Source organism: Chitinophaga pinensis (assembly GCF_007896845.1).
GTDB classification, from domain to species: Bacteria; Bacteroidota; Bacteroidia; order Chitinophagales; family Chitinophagaceae; genus Chitinophaga; species Chitinophaga pinensis_C.
In genome coordinates this window covers 127,305-152,343 of sequence record NZ_VOHS01000005.1, presented here as the reverse complement: position 1 = coordinate 152,343, position 25,039 = coordinate 127,305, and the positions used below count along the sequence as shown (strand labels likewise).

The following is a 25,039-nucleotide window of genomic DNA, read 5'->3' as shown; positions in this document are numbered from 1 at the left end:
GAATATGTCTCTAAAAAAAGCCCAAGCAAACGAAAGAGTAAATTTTGGAAAGATCAAACAAGTTACTGAGACACCGGATCTGTTGGCTATCCAAATCCAATCTTTCAAGGATTTCTTCCAGTTAGAAACCACACCAGACAAACGTAACAATGAAGGCCTTTTTAAAGTATTCAAGGAGAACTTCCCGATTACAGATACCCGCAATATCTTCAATCTGGAGTTTCTGGACTACTTTGTAGACCCTCCGCGATATACGATAGAGGAATGTATTGAACGTGGGCTTACCTATTCTGTACCGCTGAAGGCTAAATTACGCCTGAGCTGTAACGATGAGGAGCACGTTGACTTCCAGACGATTGTGCAGGATGTATTCCTCGGGAATATACCCTACATGACTCCTAGAGGTACATTCGTGATTAATGGCGCGGAGCGCGTGGTTGTATCCCAACTCCACCGTTCTCCTGGTGTATTCTTCGGACAATCCATACATCCAAACGGTACGAAAATCTACTCTGCAAGAGTGATTCCGTTCAAAGGGGCCTGGATGGAGTTTGCAACCGACATAAACAACGTAATGTATGCTTATATCGACCGTAAGAAGAAGTTCCCTGTAACTACCCTGCTGCGTGCGATTGGCTACGAGACAGATAAAGATATCCTCCAGCTCTTCGGAATGGCTGACGAGGTGAAAGCAGATAAGAAGAGCCTGGAAAAATACGCCGGTAAGAAGCTGGGTGCACGCGTACTCAGAAGCTGGGTGGAAGATTTCGTAGATGAAGATACCGGTGAGGTGGTGAGCATTGAACGTAATGAGATCATGCTCGAGCGTGATAGTATCCTCGATGAAGCGAATATCGAAACCATCGTGGATATGGGCGTGAAAAGCGTGTTTGTGCAGAAAGAGGAGGTGAGCGGCGACTTCTCAATTATCTACAATACTTTAAATAAAGATACATCTAACTCCGAACTGGAAGCCGTTCAGCACATCTACCGCCAATTGCGTGGTGCCGATGCGCCGGATGATGAAACAGCAAGGGGTATCATCGATAAATTGTTCTTCTCTGACAAGCGTTATGACCTGGGTGATGTTGGTCGCTATAAGATCAACAGAAAACTCGGTCTGCCTACGCCGCTCAACATGAAAGTGTTGACCAAAGAAGACATCATCGCGATCATTAAATACCTGGTACAGCTCACCAACAGTAAAGCGGAGATCGATGATATCGATCACCTGAGTAACCGTAGGGTGCGTACCGTGGGCGAACAGTTATATGCGCAGTTTGGTGTTGGTCTGGCCCGTATGGCCCGTACCATCCGTGAGAGAATGAACGTTCGTGATAATGAGGTATTTACGCCGGTAGATCTGATCAATGCAAGAACACTTTCTTCTGTAATCAACTCCTTCTTCGGTACCAGCCAGCTGAGCCAGTTCCTGGATCAGACGAACCCGTTGTCTGAGATCACGCACAAGCGTCGTATCTCCGCCCTCGGTCCCGGCGGTCTTAGCCGTGAAAGAGCAGGTTTCGAGGTGCGTGACGTACACTATAGCCACTACGGCCGTCTTTGTACGATCGAAACACCGGAAGGTCCGAACATCGGTCTGATCTCTACACTTTGCGTACACGCGAAAGTAAACGACATGGGCTTTATCGAAACACCTTACCGTAAGGTGAATGAAGGTAAAGTTGACATGGATAATGTACGCTTCCTGAGTGCTGAAGAAGAAGATTCTGTAAAGATCGCACAGGCAAACGCGCCACTCGACGAAGAAGGTCACTTTGTAAATGATAAGGTGAAATCCCGTGAAACCGGTGACTTCCCTATCCTCGACAGAGAAGAAGTGGAATACATGGACGTTGCACCTAACCAGATCGTTGGTCTGAGTGCTTCCCTGATTCCGTTCCTCGAGCATGATGACGCCAACCGTGCGTTGATGGGATCGAACATGCAACGTCAGGCAGTTCCATTGATCAACCCACAGGTGCCTATCGTAGGTACCGGTCTGGAAGGAAAGGCTGCACGCGACTCCCGTCTGCAGATCACTTCTGAAGGTAAAGGTGTGGTTGAATTCGTGGATGCAAACGAAATTCATGTTCGTTACGAGCGTGATGAAATGCAGAAACTGGTTTCCTTTGAGGATGACCTGAAAATATATCAGCTGACCAAATTCGTTAAAACCAACCAGAGCACCTGTATCAACCTGCGTCCTGCAGTGAAGAAAGGGCAGCAGCTCGTGTTTGGCGACTTCCTGACAGAAGGTTACGCTACACGTGGTGGTGAATTGGCACTGGGTCGTAACATGAAAGTGGCGTTCATGCCATGGAAAGGTTACAACTTCGAGGATGCGATCGTAATCTCTGAGCGTGTAGGACGTGAAGACCTCTTCACTTCTATCCACATCGATGAATACGAACTGGAAGTACGTGATACTAAACTGGGTGAAGAAGAACTGACACCAGATATTCCAAACGTAAGTGAGGAAGCAACCAAAGATCTGGATCAGAACGGTATCATCCGTGTTGGTGCACACATCAAAGAAGGTGACATCCTGATCGGTAAGATCACTCCTCGTGGTGAATCTGATCCTTCTCCTGAAGAAAAACTGCTCCGTGCGATCTTCGGTGATAAGGCTTCTGATGCGAAAGATGCTTCCCTGAAGGCACCTCCAAGCACAGAAGGTGTGGTAATCGACAAGAAATTGTTCAGCCGCGCCAAGAAAGACAAGAACTCTAAGACCCGTGAAAAAGCGGCATTGGAGAAACTTGAAAAAGTACACCAGAAGAATGAAGAAGACCTGCTGGAAGTACTCATGGGTAAATTGCTGACACTCCTGAAGGATAAAACTTCTCAGGGTATCACCAACACTTACGGTGAAGTACTGATCTCCAAAGGTTCTAAATTCTCTTCCAAGAATCTGGCAAACATCGACTTCCAGAATGTGAATCCGCTCGGCTGGACTACCGACGAGGTAACCAACGATCAGATCAACACACTGTTGCATAACTACAACATCAAGTACAATGAAGAACTCGGACGTTACAAACGTGAGAAGTTCAACATCTCTATCGGTGATGAGTTACCAGCAGGCGTACTGAAACTGGCTAAAGTTTATCTGGCCAGCAAACGTAAGCTGAAAGTGGGTGATAAGATGGCGGGTCGTCACGGTAACAAGGGTATCGTTGCGAAGATCGTTCGTGATGAAGATATGCCATTCCTGGAAGACGGTACACCGGTAGATATCGTACTGAACCCATTGGGCGTACCTTCCCGTATGAACCTTGGTCAGATTTACGAAACTGTACTGGGTTGGGCTGGTCTGAAACTCGGTGTAAGATTTGCGACACCTATCTTCGACGGTGCTACTACTGAAGAAATAGCCGAATATATCGACGAAGCAGGTTTACCAAGCTTTGGCCATACTTATCTGTATGATGGCGAAACCGGTGAGCGTTTCCACCAGAAAGCTACCGTGGGTGTTATCTACATGCTGAAATTGAGCCACATGGTTGATGACAAAATGCACGCCCGTTCTATCGGACCATACAGTCTCATCACACAGCAGCCGTTGGGTGGTAAGGCGCAGTTCGGTGGTCAGCGTTTTGGTGAGATGGAGGTGTGGGCACTGGAAGCATATGGTGCATCCAATATCCTGCAGGAACTGTTAACCATTAAGTCTGATGACATTGTAGGCCGTGCCAAAGCATATGAGTCTATCGTTAAAGGCGATAACATACCGAAAGCAGGCGTACCGGAGTCCTTCAATGTATTGATACATGAGCTCCGTGGTCTGGGTCTGGATTTGAAATTTGATTAATATTTGTCCATAAGTGATGGTCCATAGTCCCTGGCAGCCGCCTGGGACTATGGGCCTTAGGCTTTAGATAGTCAGACACGGTCCATGGACTTGTCTATGACCCGCGCACTGAATTACATGTGAATTTTCTTTAAACAACATACAATGGCCATCAAGAAAGAAAATCGTCCTAAATCAAACTTTAGCAGCATTACCATCAGTCTGGCTTCTCCGGATTCAATTCTGGAGCGCTCATACGGGGAAGTGCTGAAGCCGGAAACCATCAACTACCGTACTTACAAGCCGGAGCGTGATGGTTTATTCTGTGAAAGGATCTTCGGCCCCGTAAAGGACTATGAGTGCTATTGCGGAAAATACAAACGTATCCGTTATAAGGGTATCGTGTGCGACCGTTGCGGTGTGGAGGTAACTGAGAAAAAAGTACGTCGCGAAAGAATGGGTCACATCCGTCTGGTTGTGCCTGTTGTTCACATCTGGTACTTCAAATCATTGCCAAATAAGATCGGTTACCTGTTGGGTATGAGTTCTAAAAAACTCGAAACCATCGTTTACTACGAAAGGTACGTGATCATACAGGCAGGCGCCAAACAGGAGAAAGGCCTGAACTATGGCGATCTGTTAACTGAAGAAGAATATCTTGATATACTGGATACCCTGCCGAAAGACAACCAGCTGTTGCCTGACGAGGATCCAAACAAGTTCATCGCTAAAATGGGTGCTGAAGCGGTAGAAATGATGCTGGCCAGAATCGATCTGGATAGCCTTTCTTACCAGCTGCGTAACCAGGCGGCAACTGAAACCAGCCAGCAACGTAAAGCGGAAGCGCTGAAACGTCTGAGCGTGGTGGAAGCTTTCCGTGAAGCAAATGGTCGTGTTGAAAACCGTCCTGAATGGATGGTAATGCAATACATCCCTGTAGTACCACCAGAACTGCGTCCGTTAGTTCCATTGGATGGTGGCCGTTTCGCGTCTTCTGACCTGAACGACCTGTACCGCAGGGTGATCATCCGTAACAACCGTCTGAAACGTCTGATCGAGATCAAGGCGCCAGAGGTGATCTTACGTAACGAAAAACGTATGCTGCAGGAAGCAGTTGACTCCCTCTTCGATAACTCCCGTAAATCAAATGCGGTAAAAGCAGAAGGTGGTCGTGCACTGAAATCCCTGTCTGACGTACTGAAAGGTAAACAAGGTCGTTTCCGTCAGAACCTGTTAGGTAAACGTGTGGACTACTCCGGTCGTTCCGTTATCGTGGTAGGTCCTGAACTGAAACTGCACGAGTGTGGTCTGCCGAAAGATATGGCTGCTGAACTGTTTAAACCGTTCATCATCCGTAAACTGATCGAAAGAGGTATCGTGAAAACGGTGAAATCAGCTAAAAAGCTGGTTGACAGAAAAGAAGCAGTTGTTTGGGATATCCTGGAAAATGTACTGAAAGGACACCCGGTAATGCTGAACCGTGCTCCGACCCTGCACCGTCTGTCTATTCAGGCATTCCAGCCTAAACTGGTAGAAGGTAAAGCGATCCAGCTCCACCCACTGGTGTGTTCTGCGTTCAACGCTGACTTTGACGGTGACCAGATGGCTGTGCACGTACCGCTGAGCAATGCTGCGATACTGGAAGCACAGTTACTGATGCTGTCTTCACATAACATTCTTAACCCGCAGAACGGTACGCCAATCACCCTGCCTTCACAGGACATGGTACTTGGTCTGTACTACATCACTAAAGGCAAGAAATCTACCCCTACCGAAAAAGTAGAAGGTGAAGGTAAAGCCTTCTATTCTGCGGAAGAAGTAATCATCGCTTACAACGAGCAGAGAGTAAATCTGCATGCGAACATCCGCGTAAAAGCAAATGTTCGTGACGAGAAAGGTGAGCTGGTGAACAAACTGATCGAAACAACCGTAGGTCGTGTGATCTTTAACCAGCACGTTCCAAAAGAAGCTGGTTATGTGAACGCACTGCTGACAAAGAAATCACTGCGTGAAATCATCGGTGACATCATCAAGTATACTGATATCCCTAAAACTGCGAAGTTCCTGGATGATATCAAACAGCTTGGTTTCCGTACTGCATTCCGTGGTGGTCTGTCCTTCAACATCAATGACCTGATCATCCCAGAGGTGAAACAGCACATGATCGATGGTGCTGCCAGCGAAGTTGACGAAGTATGGGATAACTATAACATGGGTCTGATCACGAATAACGAACGTTATAACCAGATCATTGATATCTGGTCTCGTGTGGATACCAAAGTAACAGAAACGCTGATCCGTGAACTGGCAAATGATAAACAGGGCTTCAACTCTGTGTACATGATGCTTGACTCCGGTGCGCGTGGTTCCAAACAGCAGATTAAACAGCTGGCTGGTCTGAGAGGTCTGATGGCTAAACCGCGTAAGAGTGGATCTACCGGTTCAGAGATCATCGAAAACCCGATCCTGTCCAACTTTAAAGATGGTCTGAACGTATTGGAATACTTCATCTCTACGCACGGTGCCCGTAAGGGTCTTGCGGATACGGCACTGAAAACGGCGGATGCAGGTTACCTGACCCGTCGTCTGGTGGACGTTGCGCAGGATGTTGTAATCAATGAAGAAGATTGTGGTACCCTGCGTGGTATTGCGACTTCCGCACTGAAAGATAATGAAGAGGTGGTTGAGCCATTGTATGACCGTATCCTCGGCCGTACTTCACTGCACGACGTATTCGATCCTCATACAGAGGAAATCATTGTTGAAGCAGGTGCTCAGATCACTGAAGATATCGCTCATCGTATCGAAGACAGCGCGATCGATACCGTTGAAATCCGTTCCGTACTGACCTGCGAAAGCCGCAGAGGTGTGTGCGTGAAATGTTACGGTAAAAACCTCGCTACGGGTTATATCACCCAGCGTGGTGATGCAGTTGGTATCATCGCAGCACAGTCCATCGGTGAACCTGGTACACAGTTGACCCTCCGTACCTTCCACGTGGGTGGTGTGGCTGGTTCTACATCTGTTGAAACCGGCTTACAGGCTAAATTCGATGGTACTATCCAGTTCGACGGTCTGCGTACCACTACATACGAAAACAACGAAGGTGAAAAAGTTCAGGTGGTAATTGGCCGTACCGGTGAATTACGTATCGTGGACGTGAAAAATGACAGATTACTGATCACTAACAACATTCCTTACGGTTCTACACTGCTGGTGAAGGACGGACAGAAAGTTGCAAAAGGTGACATGATCTGTACATGGGATCCATACAACGCCGTTATCGTATCTGAAATCGCTGGTTCCATCCGTTTCGACAGCATCATCGAAGGTATCACCTTCCGTGAAGAGGCTGACGAACAGACTGGTCACCGTGAGAAAGTGGTTATCGAAACCAAAGACAAGAATAAGATCCCGTCTATCTATGTAGATGGTAATAAAGAGGTGAAATCTTACAACTTACCAGTAGGTTCCCACATCGTTATCGAAGAAGGTGAAGGTGTGAGAGCTGGTCAGGTAATCGTGAAGATCCCACGTATCCTCGGTAAACTGAGAGATATCACGGGTGGTCTGCCACGTGTAACTGAACTGTTTGAAGCACGTAACCCAAGCAATCCGGCTATCGTATCTGAGATCGATGGTGTGGTTGCATTCGGTAACATCAAACGTGGTAACCGTGAGATCATCATCGAAAGCCGTGAAGGTCACATCAAGAAATACCTGGTGCCATTGACACGTCACATCCTGGTACAGGACGGTGACTTCGTGAAAGCAGGTACTGCACTGTCTGACGGTTCTATCACTCCGGCTGACATCCTGTCCATCAAAGGACCGTTTGCAGTACAGGAATACCTGGTAAATGAGATCCAGGAGGTATACCGCTTACAGGGTGTGAAAATCAACGATAAGCACATCGAGGTAATCGTACGTCAGATGATGCGTAAAGTGAACATCGAGGATCCGGGCGATACCCGCTTCCTGGAAGGTGACACTACCGATAAATTCGAATTCTTTGAAGAAAACGATAACATCTTTGATAAGAAGGTCGTTACCGAAGCTGGTGACTCTGGCGTGCTGAAAGCTGGTCAGATCGTTACCCTGCGTCAGGTAAGGGAAGAAAACTCCCTGCTGCGCCGCGCAGATAAGAAACTGGTGGAATTCCGCGATGCAAAACCGGCTACCTCCAGCCCGCTGTTACAGGGTATCACGAAAGCGTCCCTGGGTACTCACAGCTGGATTTCTGCCGCATCCTTCCAGGAAACAACCAAAGTACTGTCTTCTGCAGCCATCAACGGTAAGATAGATGACATGCTTGGCCTGAAAGAGAATGTGATCACCGGTCACCTGATCCCTGCAGGTACTGGTCTGCGTGAGTTCGAAAACATGATCGTAGGTTCCAAAGAAGAATACGACATCCTGGCCTCTTCTAAAGAAGTGTTCCAGTTTGACGAAGAAGAATAGAACAGATACACTCATGTATAAAAAAAATGTCCCGGCACTACGTCGGGACATTTTTTTTACGTGTAACTTTCGGCCAATTAAAATCATCGGATGATTATTATGAAGCACTGGCGTTATTATTTATTGTTAATACTTGTTACCGCAGGCTTTTTTGCCTGTAATAAGGATAGTGACGAATCTATACCCGTTACCAGTTCTAATATCAATGTCTTTCAGGCAGTACCAGGTAAACTGTTTGACGTACTTATCGATACGATGACGATGACAACAGAGCTTGCCTATGGACAAAGCTCCGGCTATCACGCTTTCGAAGCAAAACGCTATGACCTGCTGATCCGTCTGGCGGGTCAACCCGACTCACCTTATATAGCTGGTCAGATCAGTCTCCGTAATGGACATTATTATTCCGTATTCCTGTCGCTAAATAATAATAATGTACCACAGGCGCTGTTGGTGGAAGATGCTTTAGGCGGTACCCGTGTAGGTTTTGGCAAAATGCGCTATATCAATCTGAGTGATTCTTATATCAATCGTGCCAGCAGGCTGACAATTGATATCAAAACATTTACCACTTCAGATGCCGGACAGGATACAGCGCGTTATTTCCGTCGCCTTAGTTATCTGGCGGCTACTGATTTCGTGGATGTACCTACCGGACCGCATTCGCTGGTTGTTACTTACCCGGATTCTACACTATCGCTTAATGGCAACGGACAGGCCATTCAGGTGGACGATCAGAAGCTATATACCTTTATCGGATATGGGAATGCTTTGAAGGCGGACTCCTTTAAAATCGCCACTTTTATACATTAATTCGCCTGAGAATGACCTGTATAGCAAATTTCATATGTGAAAGTGTTGTTAAGATAGGGAGGGACTAAGTATAATCATCTAAAAACCTTATTTTAGCCGTTCAAATTTTAAAACGTATTCAAGGATTCAAAATCCACTCAACAACATGCGCACTACTAAACAATTTGTGAAAAGCGGATTATTAGCGGTATTAACAGCCGGAACATTTATTGCTTGTCAGCAGACTAAAAATGAGGGTAACAGTAGCCCGGCGGCTGCTGCAAAAGATGGCGGTGCTGCTGCTAATAGCGCCTTTATCATTGCTTATGTGGATATCGATACCGTTGAAGCTCATTACGACTATTTTAAAGTAAAGAAAGCAGAACTCGAGAAGAAACAACAGGCGATTGATAATGAATTAAATGCTAACGCACGCGCATTACAGAACGAGGCCGCTGATTTCCAACGTCGTGTAAATGCTAACAGTGTAACACAGGCAGAAGGTGAAGCAACACAGCGTGCTTTGTATAGCAAACAACAACAACTGGAAGGTAAAGCACAGAACATGCGTTCTGAGTATGCTGAACAGGAGAATAAGTTCAATGAAGAGCTGCAGAAGAGACTGAATGACTTCCTGGCTAAATACAACGCCGATAAACGTTATGCCTATATCCTGTCATATCGTACAGGCGCCAGCAACGTTTTATACAAAGATGAGAAGTATGACATTACTAATGAAGTAATTAAGGGCTTAAACGAAGCAAGCAAAGAAGCATCTGAGAAAAAATAATAGTTGCTATAGCAAAAACATTAAAAAATAATATATCTTGGAATCCCGTCTCGTAAACTGAGGCGGGATTTTTTGTAATCCTCGATGTATGGACAACCAAAACACAGCTTTTCGTCCCAGTCTTAGTCTGCTGGACGCAACCATGATCGTTGCCGGTTCTATGATCGGTTCCGGCGTTTTCCTCGTTTCTGCGGAAATCACACGTAATGTTGGCTCTGCTGGCTGGCTGACCCTGATGTGGGTACTGGGCGGTATCGTTACCATTATCGCAGCAGTAAGCTACGGAGAGTTGTCTGGTATGTATCCTAAAGCGGGAGGACAGTATGTCTATCTGCGTGAGGCTTATAACCCTCTGGTGGCATTTCTGTTTGGCTGGACGCAGTTCAGTGTAATCCAGACCGGTACGATCGCTGCAGTAGCGGTCGCCTTCGCAAAGTTTTCCTCTTATATGATTCCCGCATTCAGCGAAGAGAATTATCTGCTGGATCTCGGTTTCCTGAAAATATCCGCGGCACAGGTCGTAGCAATCATATCTATTATACTCCTAACGTGGATCAATACACGAGGTATTAAAAATGGTAAGATTATTCAGACAGTTTTCACACTGGCTAAACTCTTATCGCTCTTCGGACTGATTATCTTCGGCTTTCTGCTGGGTGCTAAACAGGAGATCTGGAATGCAAACTGGACAAATGCATGGCAGGCTGTAAGCCTTACCCAGAGTGGGGGACAGGTAACGACTACCTTATTGTCAGGACTGGCATTGTGTGGCGCTGTAGCTATTTCGATGAAGGGCTCATTGTTCAGCAGTGATGCCTGGAATAACATTACATTCATTGCAGCGGAGATTAAAAATCCGCAGAAAAATATCGGCAGAGCATTGTTCCTTGGTACCTTGCTGGTGACCATCGTATATGTAAGTGCAAACCTCATGTATCTGGCTGTAGTACCTATGCATGATATCGCTTTTGCTGCAAAGGATCGTGTTGCAGTAGTTGCTGCACAGCAGATCTTTGGTAACAGCGGTGCATATGTGATCGCTGTAATGATCATGGTATCTACCTTCGGCTGTAATAATGGACTGATCCTGGCAGGTGCACGTATTTATTATACAATGGCACAGGATGGACTGTTCTTTAAAAAATCAGGCGCATTAAATGAGCATAACGTGCCGGCAAATGGTTTATGGATACAATGTCTGTGGGCATCATTGCTTTGTCTGACTGGTAAATACAATGATTTGCTGGTAATGGTAATATTTGGTGTATTAATATTTTATGTTATCACAATTGCTGGTATCTTTGTGTTACGTAGCAAACGTCCGGATATTCCGCGTCCCTACAAGGCATTTGGTTATCCGGTATTACCTATGATCTATATTGTGGTAGCTTCTGCACTGGCGTTATTACTGCTGATGTTTGAAAGTGGCTACGCTTTATCAGGTTTGTTAATCATTGTTATAGGTTTCCCGTTGTATTATCTGGCCATGAAGACACAAAAAACCGCGTAATAGGCAACGGAAGACTAGAATGGACAATAAATAGTTCATTCTTACACAAAAGTTGTATGTAAAATGGTTGAAAATTTATCCTACTGCTGTGGAACTTTCAGTGAATTGATGTAATTTGCATGAAGACTTCCGAATTAGAGGATTGATTTGTGTGTAACCCTTGACGCAACGACACGTATGAATAGAAAACCCTTTGTCAACTAAGAGCGCTGCTTTGCCACAGGAAGCAGTGAAAAATGGGGAGGGAACCTATCATATTAACACTACAATTGGAAGCCCGTTTAGCATAGGAGTAGTTAGGAAGAATATAAGTTCAGACATCCGGTATGGATATGTAGGAACGATTGTTCGTCAACATTGTTTGAAGATAGGTATCGCGTACAGAAAAACGAAGGTTAACATTAGAAGACTATATGCCGACAAACGACATCAAAAAAAATATTCATCATAAATAATTATAAGGCAATTATTTCTCATTAGGTGAGGTGAAGAAGATTTGAAAAAATCTTAGCACCCTGTAATGACCATTAAAAGCCTATACGATTTGCATTCTCGAACATTCACATGACAATCTTAACAACAAGCGTATGGTATCTACCATACGCTTTTTTTATGCCCGTTAGCCGCTTATAATTCCATTATCTCCCCGCAGCTAAGATCTGTATCCCCTGCGATTTATCCTGCCCATAAACCGGCTTTATTCTGTCCGTCATTTAAACATACCATAAAGATGATCAGGGTACTTTGTTTTCGTATAAATATGGTCAATGTTAAGGAATTATGAAGTCAGGTTTTCTGATTGGTACATCCCTTTTTCTCCGGCGTACTCTTTTTGTAAATTGAAATAATCAGGACTACGAACACCGGAAATGAAAATAGATAAGCAATTATTGGAAAAATACTTCAAAGGTGACTGTACAGCTGCAGAGGCTGCACAGGTTGCGGCTTATCTTGATCAGTCAGAGACGCCGGAAGCAGATGAGTGGTTTCAGGCAATGTATGAAGAGGTAGAAAAAGAAATTCCTCAGGAAACAATACTGCCCGTAAGTCAGATTATCACAAAAGAAAAGAAAGGCACACCAATATATAGCAGATGGTATAGTATCGCGGCAGCCGTTGTTATGTTGCTGGGCGTTTGCACCTGGTTGTTTCAAATGAGACAACGTAATGGTGGAAAAGCAAACCTGGCCCTTACATGGGATACCCTTGCCAATAATGATAAAAGTATCAAGCTGATGACGATGACCGATGGGTCCCGCGTATGGCTCGCGCCCCATTCGACAGTAATTTATCCCAATAACTATAACGACACCAGCAGGGAAGTCTGGCTGAAGGGAGAGGCATTCTTTGAAGTAGCGCAGGATCAGACAAAATCTTTCAGCGTACACACCGGTGACCTGAAAACTATTGCGCTCGGTACTTCCTTTAATATTTCCACCGGCAACTATGCTGATGGCAGTATACAGGTCAGTCTGATACAAGGGAAAGTAGCTGTTACCAGCCAATCATTCTCCCTGATATTAAAACCCGGAGAAATGGTGCGTTATGACGGAACCCGCTTATCCCAACCTGTAGAATTCGGCATCAGAGAAGTAATGGACTGGAGAAATGGTAAGCTGATCTTCGATAAGACCGCGTTGGAAGATGTATTCGCAAAATTACAAGCCCGCTATGGATGTAAGATCGTAGTCGGTAAAAATGTCGCAAAATCGTACAAGGTATCCGGCGTATTCCGTGCAGGAGCACCGGTACAGACTATACTGGAAGCCATACAATATGTACACGGTTTTCAGGTGATTAAAAAGGATGATAACACGTATGAGATAACTACGGGAAAAAATTAAAAGGTCACAACATAATTTATCGGGGATACCCTAGCCTGTATTTATTTACTATCAAATAGCAATTTCTAAAGTATGCAAAAATCTACAAACAGATTTTGTAATGGGGGAGTTATGCACAGTTGGAAAGCTTTCCTGTTATGTTTTGGTGCAGCGGGTTTCCCTGCTGTACTGGTGGGACAATCTTATCAATCATTAGGGGACAAAGTGTCTGTGAATCTGCAACACACAAATGCAGCAGCCGTTGTTAAATCACTTGAGCAGCAAACATCTTATACGTTCGCTTACGATCCGGATTATCTGGCCCATTGCTCACTGGAAGCAGTAAAGTTCAATGGACAGCCACTGGCGCAGGTATTGAATTACCTCGACTTGTATGCGCCTATCGACATCGCATTTGCTAACAATACAGTCGCCCTCAAACAGGGTAAGCAGGAAAAATCTGCTGTGAAAGAAAAAGGACGTGTGAAAGGGAAGATTGTTGATAATAAAAATGAAGCACTACCGGGTGTAACTATACAGGTAGATGGAGGAACAGGTGTCGTGTCAGGTATTGATGGTTCTTATGAACTGAATCTGGCACCGGGCACCTATACCGTTACCTTCAGCTTTGTGTCTTACGATACGCGTAAAGTAACAGAAGTAGTTGTAAAAGAAGGCGGCATCACCCCTTTGGATATCATACTCAAGAGCAGCAGCTCCCGATTGAAAGAGGTGACCGTTACAGGAAGTTATAAACGCGCTTCTGTGGAAGGATTATATGCTATACAGAAAAATAACGCCGCAATCACAGACGGTATTAGTGCTGAACAGATCAGCCGTACACCGGATAAAAATATCGGTGAAGTGCTGAAACGTGTAACTGGTCTCTCTACTGTAGATAATAAATATGTTGTAGTACGTGGATTAAGTGAACGTTATAATCAGGCAGTGTTGAATGGACAGATTATGCCAAGCACAGAGTTGAACAGAAAGAACTTCAGCTTTGATATCGTGCCTTCAAACATTGTTGAAAACGTAACGGTAGTAAAAACCTTAACTCCTGATCGTAGTGCAGAATTTGGTGGTGGTCTGGTAGAAGTGAATACACTTGATATGCCTACACAGAACTTTCTTAATATAGGTATCGGAGGTAGTGTGAATAACCTGACTACAGGTGAGAACTTCCGTACACTAAAACTGGAAGGAAAAGAATATTGGGGAAAAGCCGCCGATCATCGTAACCTCCTGGGTCAGACCAAATGGAATAATACAACAGACATCATTGCCAAATTTGACGCCAGCAATAAAGATTTTAAACAGTTCAGCAATAACTGGGGTGTATATGAAATGAAAGCGCCGGCGTCCCAGAACTACCAGCTGTCAGGTGGAAAAGTAATGAAGCTTGCCGGTACAAAACAATTGGGCATTGTTGCTTCTGCCAGCTATAGAAATACTTTTCAGACACAGGATATCATTATGACCAGAGATGGTTTTGATTATGGATTCACTGGTAAACGTTACGGTTTTACAACCAATCTGGGAGGATTACTGGGTATAGGTTACAGAAGTGACCGGACTAAACTGAGCTTACAGAGTTTATATATTCGTACACTGGACCAGCAATTGCTGATAGGCGTTGGGGATCACGTTGACCCGAGTGGACATATGCTGGGTTATTATGATCTGACAAATCAGACATCTCTCTGGCAGACACAATTCAAAGGTGAGCAGGCATTGGGAAAACGTGGTGTCAAATTGAAATGGCTGGGAAGTTATGTATCTCTTGACAAATTAAGACCAGATAACCATCAGCTGCTAGCTGAAACAATCAGTGATTCAAAATTGCCCTCCAACGAATTTAATGTGAGAGCACCGATCAGCAGTGGTATCAGTGAAGGTGTACTCCGCTGGTGGAGCCGCGCATATGAAAAAGACTATAATTGGGATGTTTCAATATCAGCACCATTCAAATTTGGTACAGGAAATTTCAATACCGACAATACGTTTAAAGCAGGATATGCAGGATGGAGCAAAAACAGATTGTTCTATGTATTGAACACCGGTACCAAAGGATTTAAAACAGATGATTTCCCGCCATTGTCTGAAGCATTTTCACCTGAAAGAGCTGGTGAAATTTACATGGGCCGCTTCGGAGATGATTTTCATAAAACAGCAGCACTGCATAGTATGTATGCAATGCTGGACAATAAGATAAATGAAAAATGGAGATTGGTATGGGGCGTAAGAGCAGAGTACTTTAACCTCAATGGTATCAACGGTGTACTTGATTCTGTATTCAGAGAGATCAATGCTTCAAGACCCGGTGCACAGCTGGACTATAGCGCACTGACAAACCGTGAACCAAACTGGCATTTGTTCCCCTCAGCGAACCTGACCTATAGCCTGACACCGGCAATGAACCTGCGTCTGTCTTATGCGAAAAGTATTATCCGCCCTGACCTGAGAGAACTGTCCTTCTTCCGTGAATATGACTTCGAATTGGGTGGTGCTTATGAAAGTGCACTGGTTAAATCAACTACCGTACAACACTTTGACTTCCGTTACGAATGGTATCCGGGTCCTGGTGAAATTATTTCCGCATCGCTTTTCTACAAAAACTTCAGAGATCCGATGGAAATCTACAAACAGGGAGACATCAGGTTATACCATTTGAAGAATAATAAAACTGCCAAAAACTACGGACTGGAAATAGAAGTAAGAAAAACACTCGCATTTACACAGGTACCAGTGATTAAAAACATCACCCTGTATGGAAACTTTACAGCACTGGATGCACGTGTGACACCGCTGGATATAGACTTCAACAGACTGGATCCAAACAACCCGAATAAAGTACTGCCGACAGAAGCTGTCAGAAAAGAAGAAAAAAGACCTCAGACCGGCGCCAGTAACTATATGGTCAATGCAGGGTTTTATTATGATGTAAAACCTGCTTCATTCAGCCTCGTATACAATTATGTGAGTAACAGAATGTTCAGACCAGCACAATATTACAGCGAATCACTTTTTGAACGTCCGCTGGAAGCACTGGACGCACAACTGGGTATCAAACTGTTAAAAGAGAAAATGCTGGTGCGTTTGAATGTGTCCAACCTCTTAAATAGTTATTCAATCGTATACCGCAACTTTTATAAAGACGAAGACATCAGTAATAATAGAAAGGACCCCAGCATTAAAGACCTGCTTTATCAGAAAGATACAGACCGTATAGATTATCAGGCTAAGCCGGGCAGGACTTTCAGCGCAACTTTGACATATAATTTTTAAGCCTTTTTGCATACGCGTAAACCCGAGATAAAACCCTGATCAGGTAAAACTCAGACACAAACCAAAAAACAAACAAACTCAAAACGAGAACCCATGAGAAAACAATCTCTGATTCTTTCCGTTGCAGTAGCGCTGATCGCTTTCAGCACTGCTTGTAAGAAAGAAAACAATGTCGTAAACGATCGTCCATTGACCGCTGCTGCAGCAGCCCACACTTGCGGTGATAGTACTATCTCAGGTGTAATCACTTCTAACCTGTATCTCGGCGACTGTAAAATTTACAAACTGAGCGGTATTGTGTACGTTTCTAACAACGCTACACTGACTATCGCTCCAGGTGCGCTGGTTCAGGGTATCAAAGGAGCTCCAGGTGGTACACTGGTTATCACCCGTGGTTCTAAAATCAACGCTGCTGGTACTCAGACTGCTCCAATTCTGTTCACTTCTGATCAGGCATCTCCTGTTTCTGGTGACTGGGGTGGTATCGTAGTTTTAGGTAAAGCTAACATCAACCAAGGCGATTCTGCGCTCGTAGAAGGTATCGGTGGTACACCTCCTGCCAGTGCTTATTATGGCGGTACAGTAACTAATGACAACTCAGGTGTACTGACTTATGTTAGAATCGAGTACGCTGGTTACGAACTGTCTGTTGACAACGAACTGAATGGTCTGACACTTGCTGGTGTTGGTTCCGGTACTACAGTTCACCACGTTGAAGTGTACAAATCAAAAGATGATGCATTCGAATTCTTTGGTGGTTCTGTTAGCGCTTCTTACCTGATCGCTGCTTACCCACTGGATGACATGTTCGATTTCGACAACAGCTTCAGCGGTACTATCAACTATGCATTAGGTCTGTCTGACCAGACTCGCGCTGACAAGAGCCAGTCTAATGGTATCGAGTGTGATAACCTGGCTACAGGTGATTCAACCAAAACTCCGATCACTAAACCAGTTATCAACCACATGACCATCATCGGTCTGCCTAACGCTACACTGGCTTCTACTACAACAGGTGCTCCATCTGGTACAGGTAGATACGGTCGTGGTGCTCATTTCAGAAGAGGCTCCCGTTTCGACGTAAGAAACTCAATCTTCATGGGTTTCAACACTGGTATCTCTCTTGATGCCAGCGTAGGTTCTGGTACAGGTGCTACTGCAAGCAACACTCCATGTGCTTACTTCAGAGGCCTGTCAGTACTGGATAACAACCTGGTACATGCTTTCAGCAGCACAGTTGCTCCTTTCACTATCGAAGGTACAAGTGCATGTCTGAATTCAAACGCTTTCTATAACCTGGCAAGCGCACTGAATGGCGGTTTCAATACTACTGATCCAAACAATGATATCCAACTGGTTGCTCCATTTGGTACTACTGCTGCCGGTTTCTATCCTCAGCCTTCTGGTGAAGCTGATGTATATAAAGCTGGTGCATTCAAGATTGGTGATGCTGACTGGACTGCTGGTTTCTCCCGTTTCGGAAACTAAGATATAGTCACTATTACAGTGTGGAGAGCATTGCTCTCCACACTCTTTAAAAACAAATAAAACATGCTGAGATTTTCAAAGGTTATTTTATTAGCTGCTGTTATATTGTTCGCAGCTTGCAAAAAGGGGGATCCTGTTAATGAATTTCATTTTGCTTCTTTTACAGCAGAATTAATTGCATTACCAGGTACAAGTAATATAGATATTTATGTTGGAGATAACATGTTAGATTCTCTGACACCCGGCATTACAAAAGGTCTGGCTACTCCGCTGATGCTGGCAGCAGACCAGACAAATAGAATTCTGTTTAAAAAAGCAGGGACCGACAGCCTATTACTCGATACCGTACTGAACCCTGCTCCCGGTCAGAAGATACCTTTAAAACTGGCGTACAGCACAGAGTTGGGTATTCGCAGTTTTATAACAGCCAGTGAAGGAAATATTCCAGCCGATTCAGCTGTATTTTTCCTCTTTAATCAGCTGCCCGTAGAGTTGCAGGCAGATGATGTAAATGTAGATGCAATTCTCTTCAGGTTCAATGGTACTGATTATGTAGATGCCGGCGTTTCGTGGACAAATCTGGAGAAAAACAAACTACATCCGGATCAGAAAAAAATAGCGGTTGTCGAAGATGAGACACCGATCAGATATATTATCAGATTAAAAGATAGAAGTACAGGCGAATTCCTGCCCGACGGACTCGGATTGGCAGACGTTTCTCTCAGCTATCTTCCCGGACAGCGGCAGATAGTGTCAGTTAAAGGAAGACTGACAAGAGGTAAATGGCGTTTTTATTCCGAAGCTGCAGCTTACTAAAATCGATGCGCATAAAAAGCTCGACTTAAAAGACGGACATTAACCCCTTTATACAATACGATGTTATCCGCTGATAACATCTCCTAGAATGTTTCACGAAGTGGTATGTTGTATCTACAGCATACCTTTTTTATTTAAATCAGTTTATCTCAACGCAGTTGGTATCTTCAATACCTGCTTATCCGCCATTGACGCCTGCGCGTCAAAATATCTTTGTACCACTGTCTCAGGATATACGCTTTCCCTGCCTCCGCCTGATATGATCGATATTGCTTTTGCAATCAGTGGATCTCCGGCATGCCCTACGGGAGATAGCGGTAATGCCGATAGTTCATCTATACGGTAATCAGGTGTAATACCATTCACATAGCCGCCTTCACCTTTTGCATTGGCAAGATTGTAAGTAAGTGGCAGCATCGTATAAGGGATACGCTGTGGAGAGCGCATGTCTGTGATAATAACTGCCGCCTTGTCCTTTCCTAATGTACTTAATCCGATCTGTACGACCTGCATATAAGACTTTAGTGTGTTGATGGTCAGTTCGGCAGCAGAAGCTGTCTGCGGACCCGTCAGAATAAATACACGTTGCAGGGAAAGCCTGCCGGCTGTCAGGCTGCTGAATGTCAGCGGACCACCAGTTTCTGGAACCGAGAGTGCTGACTGATATGAAACCGTACGCTGCCCCATGTTATTGTTGCCGCTATATTTTGCAAATACACTATTCTCATTGATCCCCGGGGCAATCAGGGCATTCAGTAAAGCAGCGCCGGCCACACTGCCACCGGCATTATAACGTAAGTCAATTATGAGTTCTGTTGCGCCGGCAGCCTTAAACTGCTTGAAGGCGTTCAGCACATTCGCGTTATAGTAGTCATCGAACGCATTGTAAAACAGATACGCAACTGTTTTTCCGTTTACCTGCTGTGTGTTTTGTTTATATATAGGTTGTTCACGGATCGTTCTTGCTGTCAGGGTAATATCTTCTCCTTTTACAACCGTATTTCCATTGACGGTTGCCATCGTCAGTACTGCATTACCACTGTTTAATATCTCCTGACTGAGCAAAGCCGCATTGGCAGTCGTCAGAGTGGTACCGTTGATAGCCGTAAAATAATCGCCTCTTTTGATACCCAGTATAGCTGCGCCGGAACCCGGTACAACAAGACCGGTCACTCCGATAGCCCCGCCGGGAGCCGCAGGGTAACTGATGACGTTGAACGTAAGACCAAAGGAGTACAGCATATATCTGGGAAGACTGGATGGATCATCCTGTTGATAGATCACGGAAAACCGATCCGCTTTGTCTTTCAGGCCGGCAAAGAATGCTGCCGCAGCAGGCTGACTATCCGCCAGCGCAGGTAGTCCGTTATTCCACAAATAGAAATACCGCATACTATCCAGTATCCAGGTATTGGTCTCCTGCCGGGTAACGGGTCCGGTAGGGACCGCCGGCCTGATCACGTCGTCTTTTTTACAGGCAATTATCAATAGAGATAAGGCAAGGGCATTAAGGGGCTTGCGGTACATATCAGATTGGGTTGATTGAATTACATATCGTAGTGGGCCATCATCTCCCGCCTGATGTATTGCAGGGCGAGGTTGAGGTGATTTCTTACAGTCATGGGCGACAGACTTAGCTGGTCTGCAATTTCTTTGTGACTTTTCCCTTTGTCACGGCTAAGCAGATAGATGTTCCGGCGTTGTTCCGGCATCTGTTCAATTAATTTGTGGACCTGTTCACTGAATTCTTTACGCATCAGTGTTTCTTCATCCCCCTTGTCTGTTGATATCTGGGTGGATGACAGTTGTGATAATGATTTTCTTTCACGGTATAGTTTTCTCGTTTCATCAATCACAATATGTTTTACAAATACAAATAGAAGGGGGAATACATCCTGGTCTTTTTGTACCTTATGGATGTTTTCCCATAGTTTGATGAAACATTGTTGTGTCACTTCCTCCGCCCGTTGCCGGTCGTCGGTAAGTTTGAATGCGAACCGGTACACCTTTTCCCTGTTGGCTTCAAATAATTGACCAAAGAGTATCCTTGATGGGTTATCAGACATAGCGTTTGATATATGGTTGCTATAATGGAAAATAAATGTAAGTAGTACATGTTACTTGAATGTTAAGCTTGAACTGCAGGGGATTTCAGCGGATGGAAACGGTAGAGTAATGGTCTGTTATAAACAATTTCATCAATTTATATACATTTGCCTCATGTCTACAGAATTGTACAATAAAATATTTGATCAGTGTATTGCTGATTATCATGTGCACAATAGTGTGCATCAGCCTATCAGCAATCCTCATGAAAAGTCAGCTTTTGAACACCTGCTGTATCTGAAAAACTGGATTGACACTGTACAGTGGCACCTGGAGGATATCATCCGTGATCCATTGATTGACCCGGTAAAAGCATTGGAAATCAAACGTTGGATTGATCGTTCCAATCAGGAACGTACCGATGTGGTAGAATATATTGACAGCTATTTCCTCGAACAATACAAAAATATCGCTCCGGTTGCCGGCGCAACGATCAATACTGAAAGTCCGGCATGGGCGATCGACCGTCTTTCCATTCTGGCACTCAAGATCTATCACATGCGTGAAGAGGCGACCCGCCCGGATGCTACACCGGAACACCGTGAAGCTTGTCAGCGTAAGCTGGACATTCTGCTGGAACAACGTCAGGATCTGGGAAGTGCTATTACACAATTACTTGAAGACATCGCTGCAGGCAGAAAATACATGAAAGTGTACAAGCAGATGAAGATGTACAACGATCCTTCCTTAAATCCGGTGCTCTACAAGGGAAAATAATTTATGCCTGAAAAACTGAGAACAATACTGGCGATCCGGTTTTCTGCCATGGGAGACGTGGCTATGACCATTCCCGTGATGCAGCAGGTATTGGAGCAAAATCCCGGTATACAGATCGTTTTCGTATCCAACAAAAACTGGGGTGCCCTCTGTGCCGGTATTCCCCGTCTGGTCTTTTTCCCTGCTGATCTGAAAGGAACCCACAAGGGATTTAAAGGATTGTACCAGCTTTTCCGGGAAATCAGCAAAGCGCATAAAATTGATGCCGTTGCCGACCTGCATCATGTGCTGCGCTCACAGATTGTACGCTCTTTTTTCCGCCTGAGTGGCAGAAAAGTTGCTGCGATTGATAAAGGCAGGGCAGAAAAGAAAGCTCTTGCCCGTCCGGAAGAAAAGATACTGATACCCCTTACGGGCACTATAGAGCGATATGCGGACGTTTTCAGGAAATTGGGGCTCCCGGTCACTATTTATCCAAAACAGCCTGTATTTGGCCGTCAGGAGTTAACAGAGGCCATATTGGAAGTGACAGGACCGAAAAATGGAGATAAGTGGATCGGACTGGCGCCATTTGCCACCTATAAGGAGAAAACGTATCCTCTGGCTAAAATGGAAGAAGTGCTGGCCGTACTTGTGAAAAAGAAACAGACAAAAGTATTGCTGATGGGTGGGGGAGCAGCAGAAGTGGCACAACTGACAACGCTGGCCGTAAAATACCCTGAAGCAATCATCGTCGCAGGAAGATTCCGTCTGCCGGAAGAAATGGCCATTATCAGCAATATGGATACCATGATCAGTATGGATTCAGCTAATATGCATCTGGCTTCTCTTTTTGGTGTGCCGGTTGTTTCCATCTGGGGAGCTACTCATCCTTTTGCCGGTTTTATGGGTTTTGGGCAGTCAACAGACAATGCGGTACAGCTGGAAAGCCTTTCCTGCCGCCCTTGTTCTATATTTGGCAACAAGCCCTGTTTCCGTGGTGATCATGCCTGTATGGAATGGATTCCACCTGCTGCAATAGCTGAGAAAGTGACAAAAGTGGTCGGAGAAAGCTAAATTTTTAAAACTTTTTTTGTAGATTAATAAAAATACTAATTTCGCCATCCCAAAACACGGTGAGCCGCGGTATATAGGGAGTACGATAGGTACGGATCTGTTTATCACTTCTGCAAAAGAAAGCATCGTTTTTTGACTGAATAGGAAAGAAGATATTTTAAAGATACAGTTTGTCCTATAGTATAATGGTAGTACATCTGATTTTGGTTCAGACTGTCTAGGTTCGAATCCTGGTAGGACAACGAAAAAAACCGCTCTCGCAGCGGTTTTTTTTATGCCCATATTTTTCTCCCCTGAAGAGGCCTCCCTGAAATTGATTCGTAATTTCTCTTGTTGTATTTTAATTTTGCGCTCAATATCCGGGGACGGTTAAATTATTGAGCAATGAATTTCTATACGCGTAAATGGGTAAAACCTGAAGACCTGAATGCACACGGAACTTTATTTGGAGGCAGTCTGCTGCGTTGGATAGACGAAGAGGCAGCTATCTATACCATTATACAGCTGGGTACCAACAGATGTGTGACAAAATACATGTCAGAGATCAATTTCGTGAGTTCTGCCAAACAGGGCGATATTGTAGAATTGGGGATAAAGGCAACTCACTTCGGACGTACTTCCCTGACTTTAGCCTGTCAGGTAAGAAATAAGATTACACAGAAAGTAATCCTCACCGTTGATAAAATGGTATTTGTCAGCCTTGATGAAAACGGCACTCCATGGCCGCACGGTCGTACAAAGATCACCTATACAGATGAGCGTCTGCGCGAAGATGAGTAATACTAAGAAGGGGTATTTACCAATACACACCCTTTAAGGATCTCCATTTTGACAAAAGAATCGGTTTCGCGGAAACCGGCATCTATCCATTGTTGCTTACACTGTGGATTAGCATAGAGTATTTTCAGTGGACGCTGCCGCCGTTGAAGGCTTTCTTTCACTTTACTGATGAATGCTTCCATGATTGTTTCATCAAAAGGATTAAAGAGAAAGATAACACCTACCGTTTCGGGAATGATATATTCACGGGCATCCTCACAGGATACATTGATCTGTATGTTTTTATAGCGATCATATAAGGTGTCACGCATCCGGATGGATGCCTGATACAAACGTGGGGAAAAGTCAATACCCGCCAATGCCTGAAAGCCATATGCTGCGCCCATCGCCAGTACCCGCCCTCTGCCACAACCAACATCCAGCAAGGTAGTAGCGAGGTCTGTAGGCTGCACATGGTCAAGTAACCACGTCGCCGTGTAGTAATTGACAGGTTCATACATGGCTACATGCTTCCTGTCTTCTTCTGATACTTCTGCCGCCAGACTGTCCGTGCCGATGGTACGGATACCATACTTCCTCTCTCCACGGATCTCATGTCTGATAATGAAGAAAGCCAGGTCAATGCCCCAATGCCATCCGATGTAAATAAAATATAACAGATACCTCATAATGTTCATGGTACTGTAATCCGCTTACAGTACGGCTATAATCTCAGGTTGTAGGGTATAAGAATAACGAGCTAATGTAAGTAAATTCCGGGAGATGAGGCCGGCCACCGGGCTATTGATCCTTGTCTTTCAGTCTTGGCTGATGTAATTGCACCGGCTTTGTACTCTTCGATTTCATCTTCAGATTCAGCATTTCAATAAATACCGAAAATGCCATTGCAAAATAGATATACCCCTTAGGAATATGCTGCTCAAAGCTTTCTGCAATAAGTGATACCCCTATCAGTAAGAGGAAAGAAAGCGCCAGCATTTTAACTGTTGGATGTTTATTCACAAAATTGCTGATACCTTCTGCGGCCACTACCATGACGCCTACCGCAATAATTACTGCACAGATCATAATCTGAATATGGTCGGCCATACCCACCGCCGTGATCACAGAATCAAGGGAAAACACGATATCCAGCAACAGGATCTGGATGATCGTCCGGGTAAAATTTGCCGGTTTAACCGGACCAGTTGTATGTTCACCGCCCTCCAGCTTCTCATGGATTTCAGCAGTGCTTTTATAGATCAGGAACAGACCGCCAATCAACAGGATAAGATCCCTGCCGGAAATAGCTGTTGCCTCCAGCCATTTTTCTGAATGAATGCCGATCCATTCCCCCACGTTAAAAAGAGGGGTAGTGAGAGACATGATCCAGCTGATAGATAATAAGAGCAGTATGCGGACAAACATCGCCAGTGTCAGGCCAAGACGGCGGGCCTTTTTCTGTTTTTCTGCAGGCAGTTTGCCTGCAAGGATGGAGATAAAAACAATATTGTCAATTCCCAGTACAATTTCAAGTACGCTTAAGGTTAAAAGGCTGATCAACGAGTCTATAGTAAACAGGCCTTCAGCGGAAAAAATATTTTCCATGTTTAGTTCGCATTAAGTTTGATACAGCAATC

General features: G+C 44.7%; 16 protein-coding genes and 1 tRNA gene. 13 read left to right on the top strand and 4 right to left on the bottom strand.

The window, feature by feature from the left end; all coding sequences use genetic code 11:
• The first annotated feature begins 4 nt into the window (after positions 1 to 4).
• From rpoB to FEF09_RS06915, 9 genes are all read left to right on the top strand, one after another.
• Positions 5 to 3,814: a DNA-directed RNA polymerase subunit beta gene (rpoB, locus tag FEF09_RS06955; RefSeq protein ID WP_012789382.1), complete on the top strand. Its 3,810-nt coding sequence runs from the start codon at positions 5 to 7 to the stop codon at positions 3,812 to 3,814.
• Positions 3,815 to 3,958: 144 nt separating this feature from the next.
• On the top strand, positions 3,959 to 8,254 hold the full coding sequence (gene rpoC / locus FEF09_RS06950) for a DNA-directed RNA polymerase subunit beta' (protein ID WP_146304450.1): 4,296 nt from the start codon (positions 3,959 to 3,961) through the stop codon (positions 8,252 to 8,254).
• A 99-nt stretch (positions 8,255 to 8,353) separates the two neighbouring features.
• Positions 8,354 to 9,067: a DUF4397 domain-containing protein gene (locus FEF09_RS06945; RefSeq protein ID WP_186774228.1), complete on the top strand. Its 714-nt coding sequence runs from the start codon at positions 8,354 to 8,356 to the stop codon at positions 9,065 to 9,067.
• Between the two features lie 145 nt (positions 9,068 to 9,212).
• On the top strand, positions 9,213 to 9,836 hold the full coding sequence (locus FEF09_RS06940) for an OmpH family outer membrane protein (protein ID WP_146304448.1): 624 nt from the start codon (positions 9,213 to 9,215) through the stop codon (positions 9,834 to 9,836).
• An 88-nt stretch (positions 9,837 to 9,924) separates the two neighbouring features.
• Positions 9,925 to 11,346, top strand: coding sequence for an APC family permease (locus FEF09_RS06935; protein WP_146304447.1), 1,422 nt, complete (start codon positions 9,925 to 9,927; stop codon positions 11,344 to 11,346).
• Positions 11,347 to 12,215: 869 nt separating this feature from the next.
• A complete protein-coding gene (locus FEF09_RS06930; RefSeq protein ID WP_146304446.1) occupies positions 12,216 to 13,190 on the top strand; it encodes a FecR family protein in 975 nt (324 codons plus the stop codon).
• Between the two features lie 111 nt (positions 13,191 to 13,301).
• Complete coding sequence (locus FEF09_RS06925) at positions 13,302 to 16,457, top strand: TonB-dependent receptor (protein ID WP_146304445.1); 3,156 nt, start codon at positions 13,302 to 13,304, stop codon at positions 16,455 to 16,457.
• A 93-nt stretch (positions 16,458 to 16,550) separates the two neighbouring features.
• The gene (locus FEF09_RS06920) at positions 16,551 to 17,945 is read left to right on the top strand and encodes a hypothetical protein (protein ID WP_146304444.1); all 1,395 of its coding nucleotides are present in this window, start codon (positions 16,551 to 16,553) and stop codon (positions 17,943 to 17,945) included.
• A 222-nt stretch (positions 17,946 to 18,167) separates the two neighbouring features.
• Positions 18,168 to 18,761, top strand: coding sequence for a hypothetical protein (locus FEF09_RS06915; RefSeq protein ID WP_146304443.1), 594 nt, complete (start codon positions 18,168 to 18,170; stop codon positions 18,759 to 18,761).
• A gap of 144 nt (positions 18,762 to 18,905) precedes the next feature.
• On the opposite strand, the gene FEF09_RS06910 is transcribed toward FEF09_RS06915, so the two are convergent.
• Positions 18,906 to 20,288, bottom strand: coding sequence for a S41 family peptidase (locus FEF09_RS06910; protein WP_146304442.1), 1,383 nt, complete (start codon positions 20,286 to 20,288; stop codon positions 18,906 to 18,908).
• A 20-nt stretch (positions 20,289 to 20,308) separates the two neighbouring features.
• On the bottom strand, positions 20,309 to 20,827 hold the full coding sequence (locus FEF09_RS06905) for an RNA polymerase sigma factor (RefSeq protein ID WP_146304441.1): 519 nt from the start codon (positions 20,825 to 20,827) through the stop codon (positions 20,309 to 20,311).
• 154 nt (positions 20,828 to 20,981) lie between these two features.
• Between FEF09_RS06905 and FEF09_RS06900 the strand changes: the two genes are divergently transcribed.
• The 4 genes from FEF09_RS06900 to FEF09_RS06885 all read left to right on the top strand — a co-directional run bounded on the left by FEF09_RS06900 (position 20,982) and on the right by FEF09_RS06885 (position 23,420).
• Positions 20,982 to 21,584 (top strand): DUF4254 domain-containing protein, encoded by a 603-nt coding sequence (locus tag FEF09_RS06900; RefSeq protein WP_146304440.1) that lies wholly within the window; start codon positions 20,982 to 20,984, stop codon positions 21,582 to 21,584.
• A gap of 3 nt (positions 21,585 to 21,587) precedes the next feature.
• Positions 21,588 to 22,640 (top strand): glycosyltransferase family 9 protein, encoded by a 1,053-nt coding sequence (locus FEF09_RS06895; RefSeq protein ID WP_222596931.1) that lies wholly within the window; start codon positions 21,588 to 21,590, stop codon positions 22,638 to 22,640.
• A gap of 171 nt (positions 22,641 to 22,811) precedes the next feature.
• Positions 22,812 to 22,882, top strand: a tRNA-Gln gene (locus FEF09_RS06890).
• A gap of 142 nt (positions 22,883 to 23,024) precedes the next feature.
• Complete coding sequence (locus tag FEF09_RS06885; protein WP_146304439.1) at positions 23,025 to 23,420, top strand: acyl-CoA thioesterase; 396 nt, start codon at positions 23,025 to 23,027, stop codon at positions 23,418 to 23,420.
• A gap of 2 nt (positions 23,421 to 23,422) precedes the next feature.
• Here the strand turns inward: FEF09_RS06885 and FEF09_RS06880 are convergent, their stop codons facing one another.
• Together FEF09_RS06880 and FEF09_RS06875 are read right to left on the bottom strand one after the other, a co-directional pair.
• Positions 23,423 to 24,088: a class I SAM-dependent methyltransferase gene (locus FEF09_RS06880; RefSeq protein ID WP_146304438.1), complete on the bottom strand. Its 666-nt coding sequence runs from the start codon at positions 24,086 to 24,088 to the stop codon at positions 23,423 to 23,425.
• A gap of 112 nt (positions 24,089 to 24,200) precedes the next feature.
• Positions 24,201 to 25,007, bottom strand: coding sequence for a TerC family protein (locus FEF09_RS06875; RefSeq protein ID WP_146304437.1), 807 nt, complete (start codon positions 25,005 to 25,007; stop codon positions 24,201 to 24,203).
• Positions 25,008 to 25,039 lie beyond the last annotated feature (32 nt).

Coding starts and splice junctions, on each gene's coding strand:
- FEF09_RS06900 (WP_146304440.1), top strand. CDS start 20,982: ATGTCTACAGAATTGTACAATAAAATATTTGATCAGTGTATTGCTGAT.
- rpoC (WP_146304450.1), top strand. CDS start 3,959: ATGGCCATCAAGAAAGAAAATCGTCCTAAATCAAACTTTAGCAGCATT.
- FEF09_RS06940 (WP_146304448.1), top strand. CDS start 9,213: ATGCGCACTACTAAACAATTTGTGAAAAGCGGATTATTAGCGGTATTA.
- FEF09_RS06910 (WP_146304442.1), bottom strand. CDS start 20,288: ATGTACCGCAAGCCCCTTAATGCCCTTGCCTTATCTCTATTGATAATT.
- FEF09_RS06930 (WP_146304446.1), top strand. CDS start 12,216: ATGAAAATAGATAAGCAATTATTGGAAAAATACTTCAAAGGTGACTGT.
- FEF09_RS06875 (WP_146304437.1), bottom strand. CDS start 25,007: ATGGAAAATATTTTTTCCGCTGAAGGCCTGTTTACTATAGACTCGTTG.
- FEF09_RS06885 (WP_146304439.1), top strand. CDS start 23,025: ATGAATTTCTATACGCGTAAATGGGTAAAACCTGAAGACCTGAATGCA.
- FEF09_RS06925 (WP_146304445.1), top strand. CDS start 13,302: ATGCACAGTTGGAAAGCTTTCCTGTTATGTTTTGGTGCAGCGGGTTTC.
- FEF09_RS06880 (WP_146304438.1), bottom strand. CDS start 24,088: ATGAGGTATCTGTTATATTTTATTTACATCGGATGGCATTGGGGCATT.
- FEF09_RS06935 (WP_146304447.1), top strand. CDS start 9,925: ATGGACAACCAAAACACAGCTTTTCGTCCCAGTCTTAGTCTGCTGGAC.
- FEF09_RS06905 (WP_146304441.1), bottom strand. CDS start 20,827: ATGTCTGATAACCCATCAAGGATACTCTTTGGTCAATTATTTGAAGCC.
- FEF09_RS06945 (WP_186774228.1), top strand. CDS start 8,354: ATGAAGCACTGGCGTTATTATTTATTGTTAATACTTGTTACCGCAGGC.
- FEF09_RS06920 (WP_146304444.1), top strand. CDS start 16,551: ATGAGAAAACAATCTCTGATTCTTTCCGTTGCAGTAGCGCTGATCGCT.
- FEF09_RS06915 (WP_146304443.1), top strand. CDS start 18,168: ATGTTAGATTCTCTGACACCCGGCATTACAAAAGGTCTGGCTACTCCG.
- rpoB (WP_012789382.1), top strand. CDS start 5: ATGTCTCTAAAAAAAGCCCAAGCAAACGAAAGAGTAAATTTTGGAAAG.
- FEF09_RS06895 (WP_222596931.1), top strand. CDS start 21,588: ATGCCTGAAAAACTGAGAACAATACTGGCGATCCGGTTTTCTGCCATG.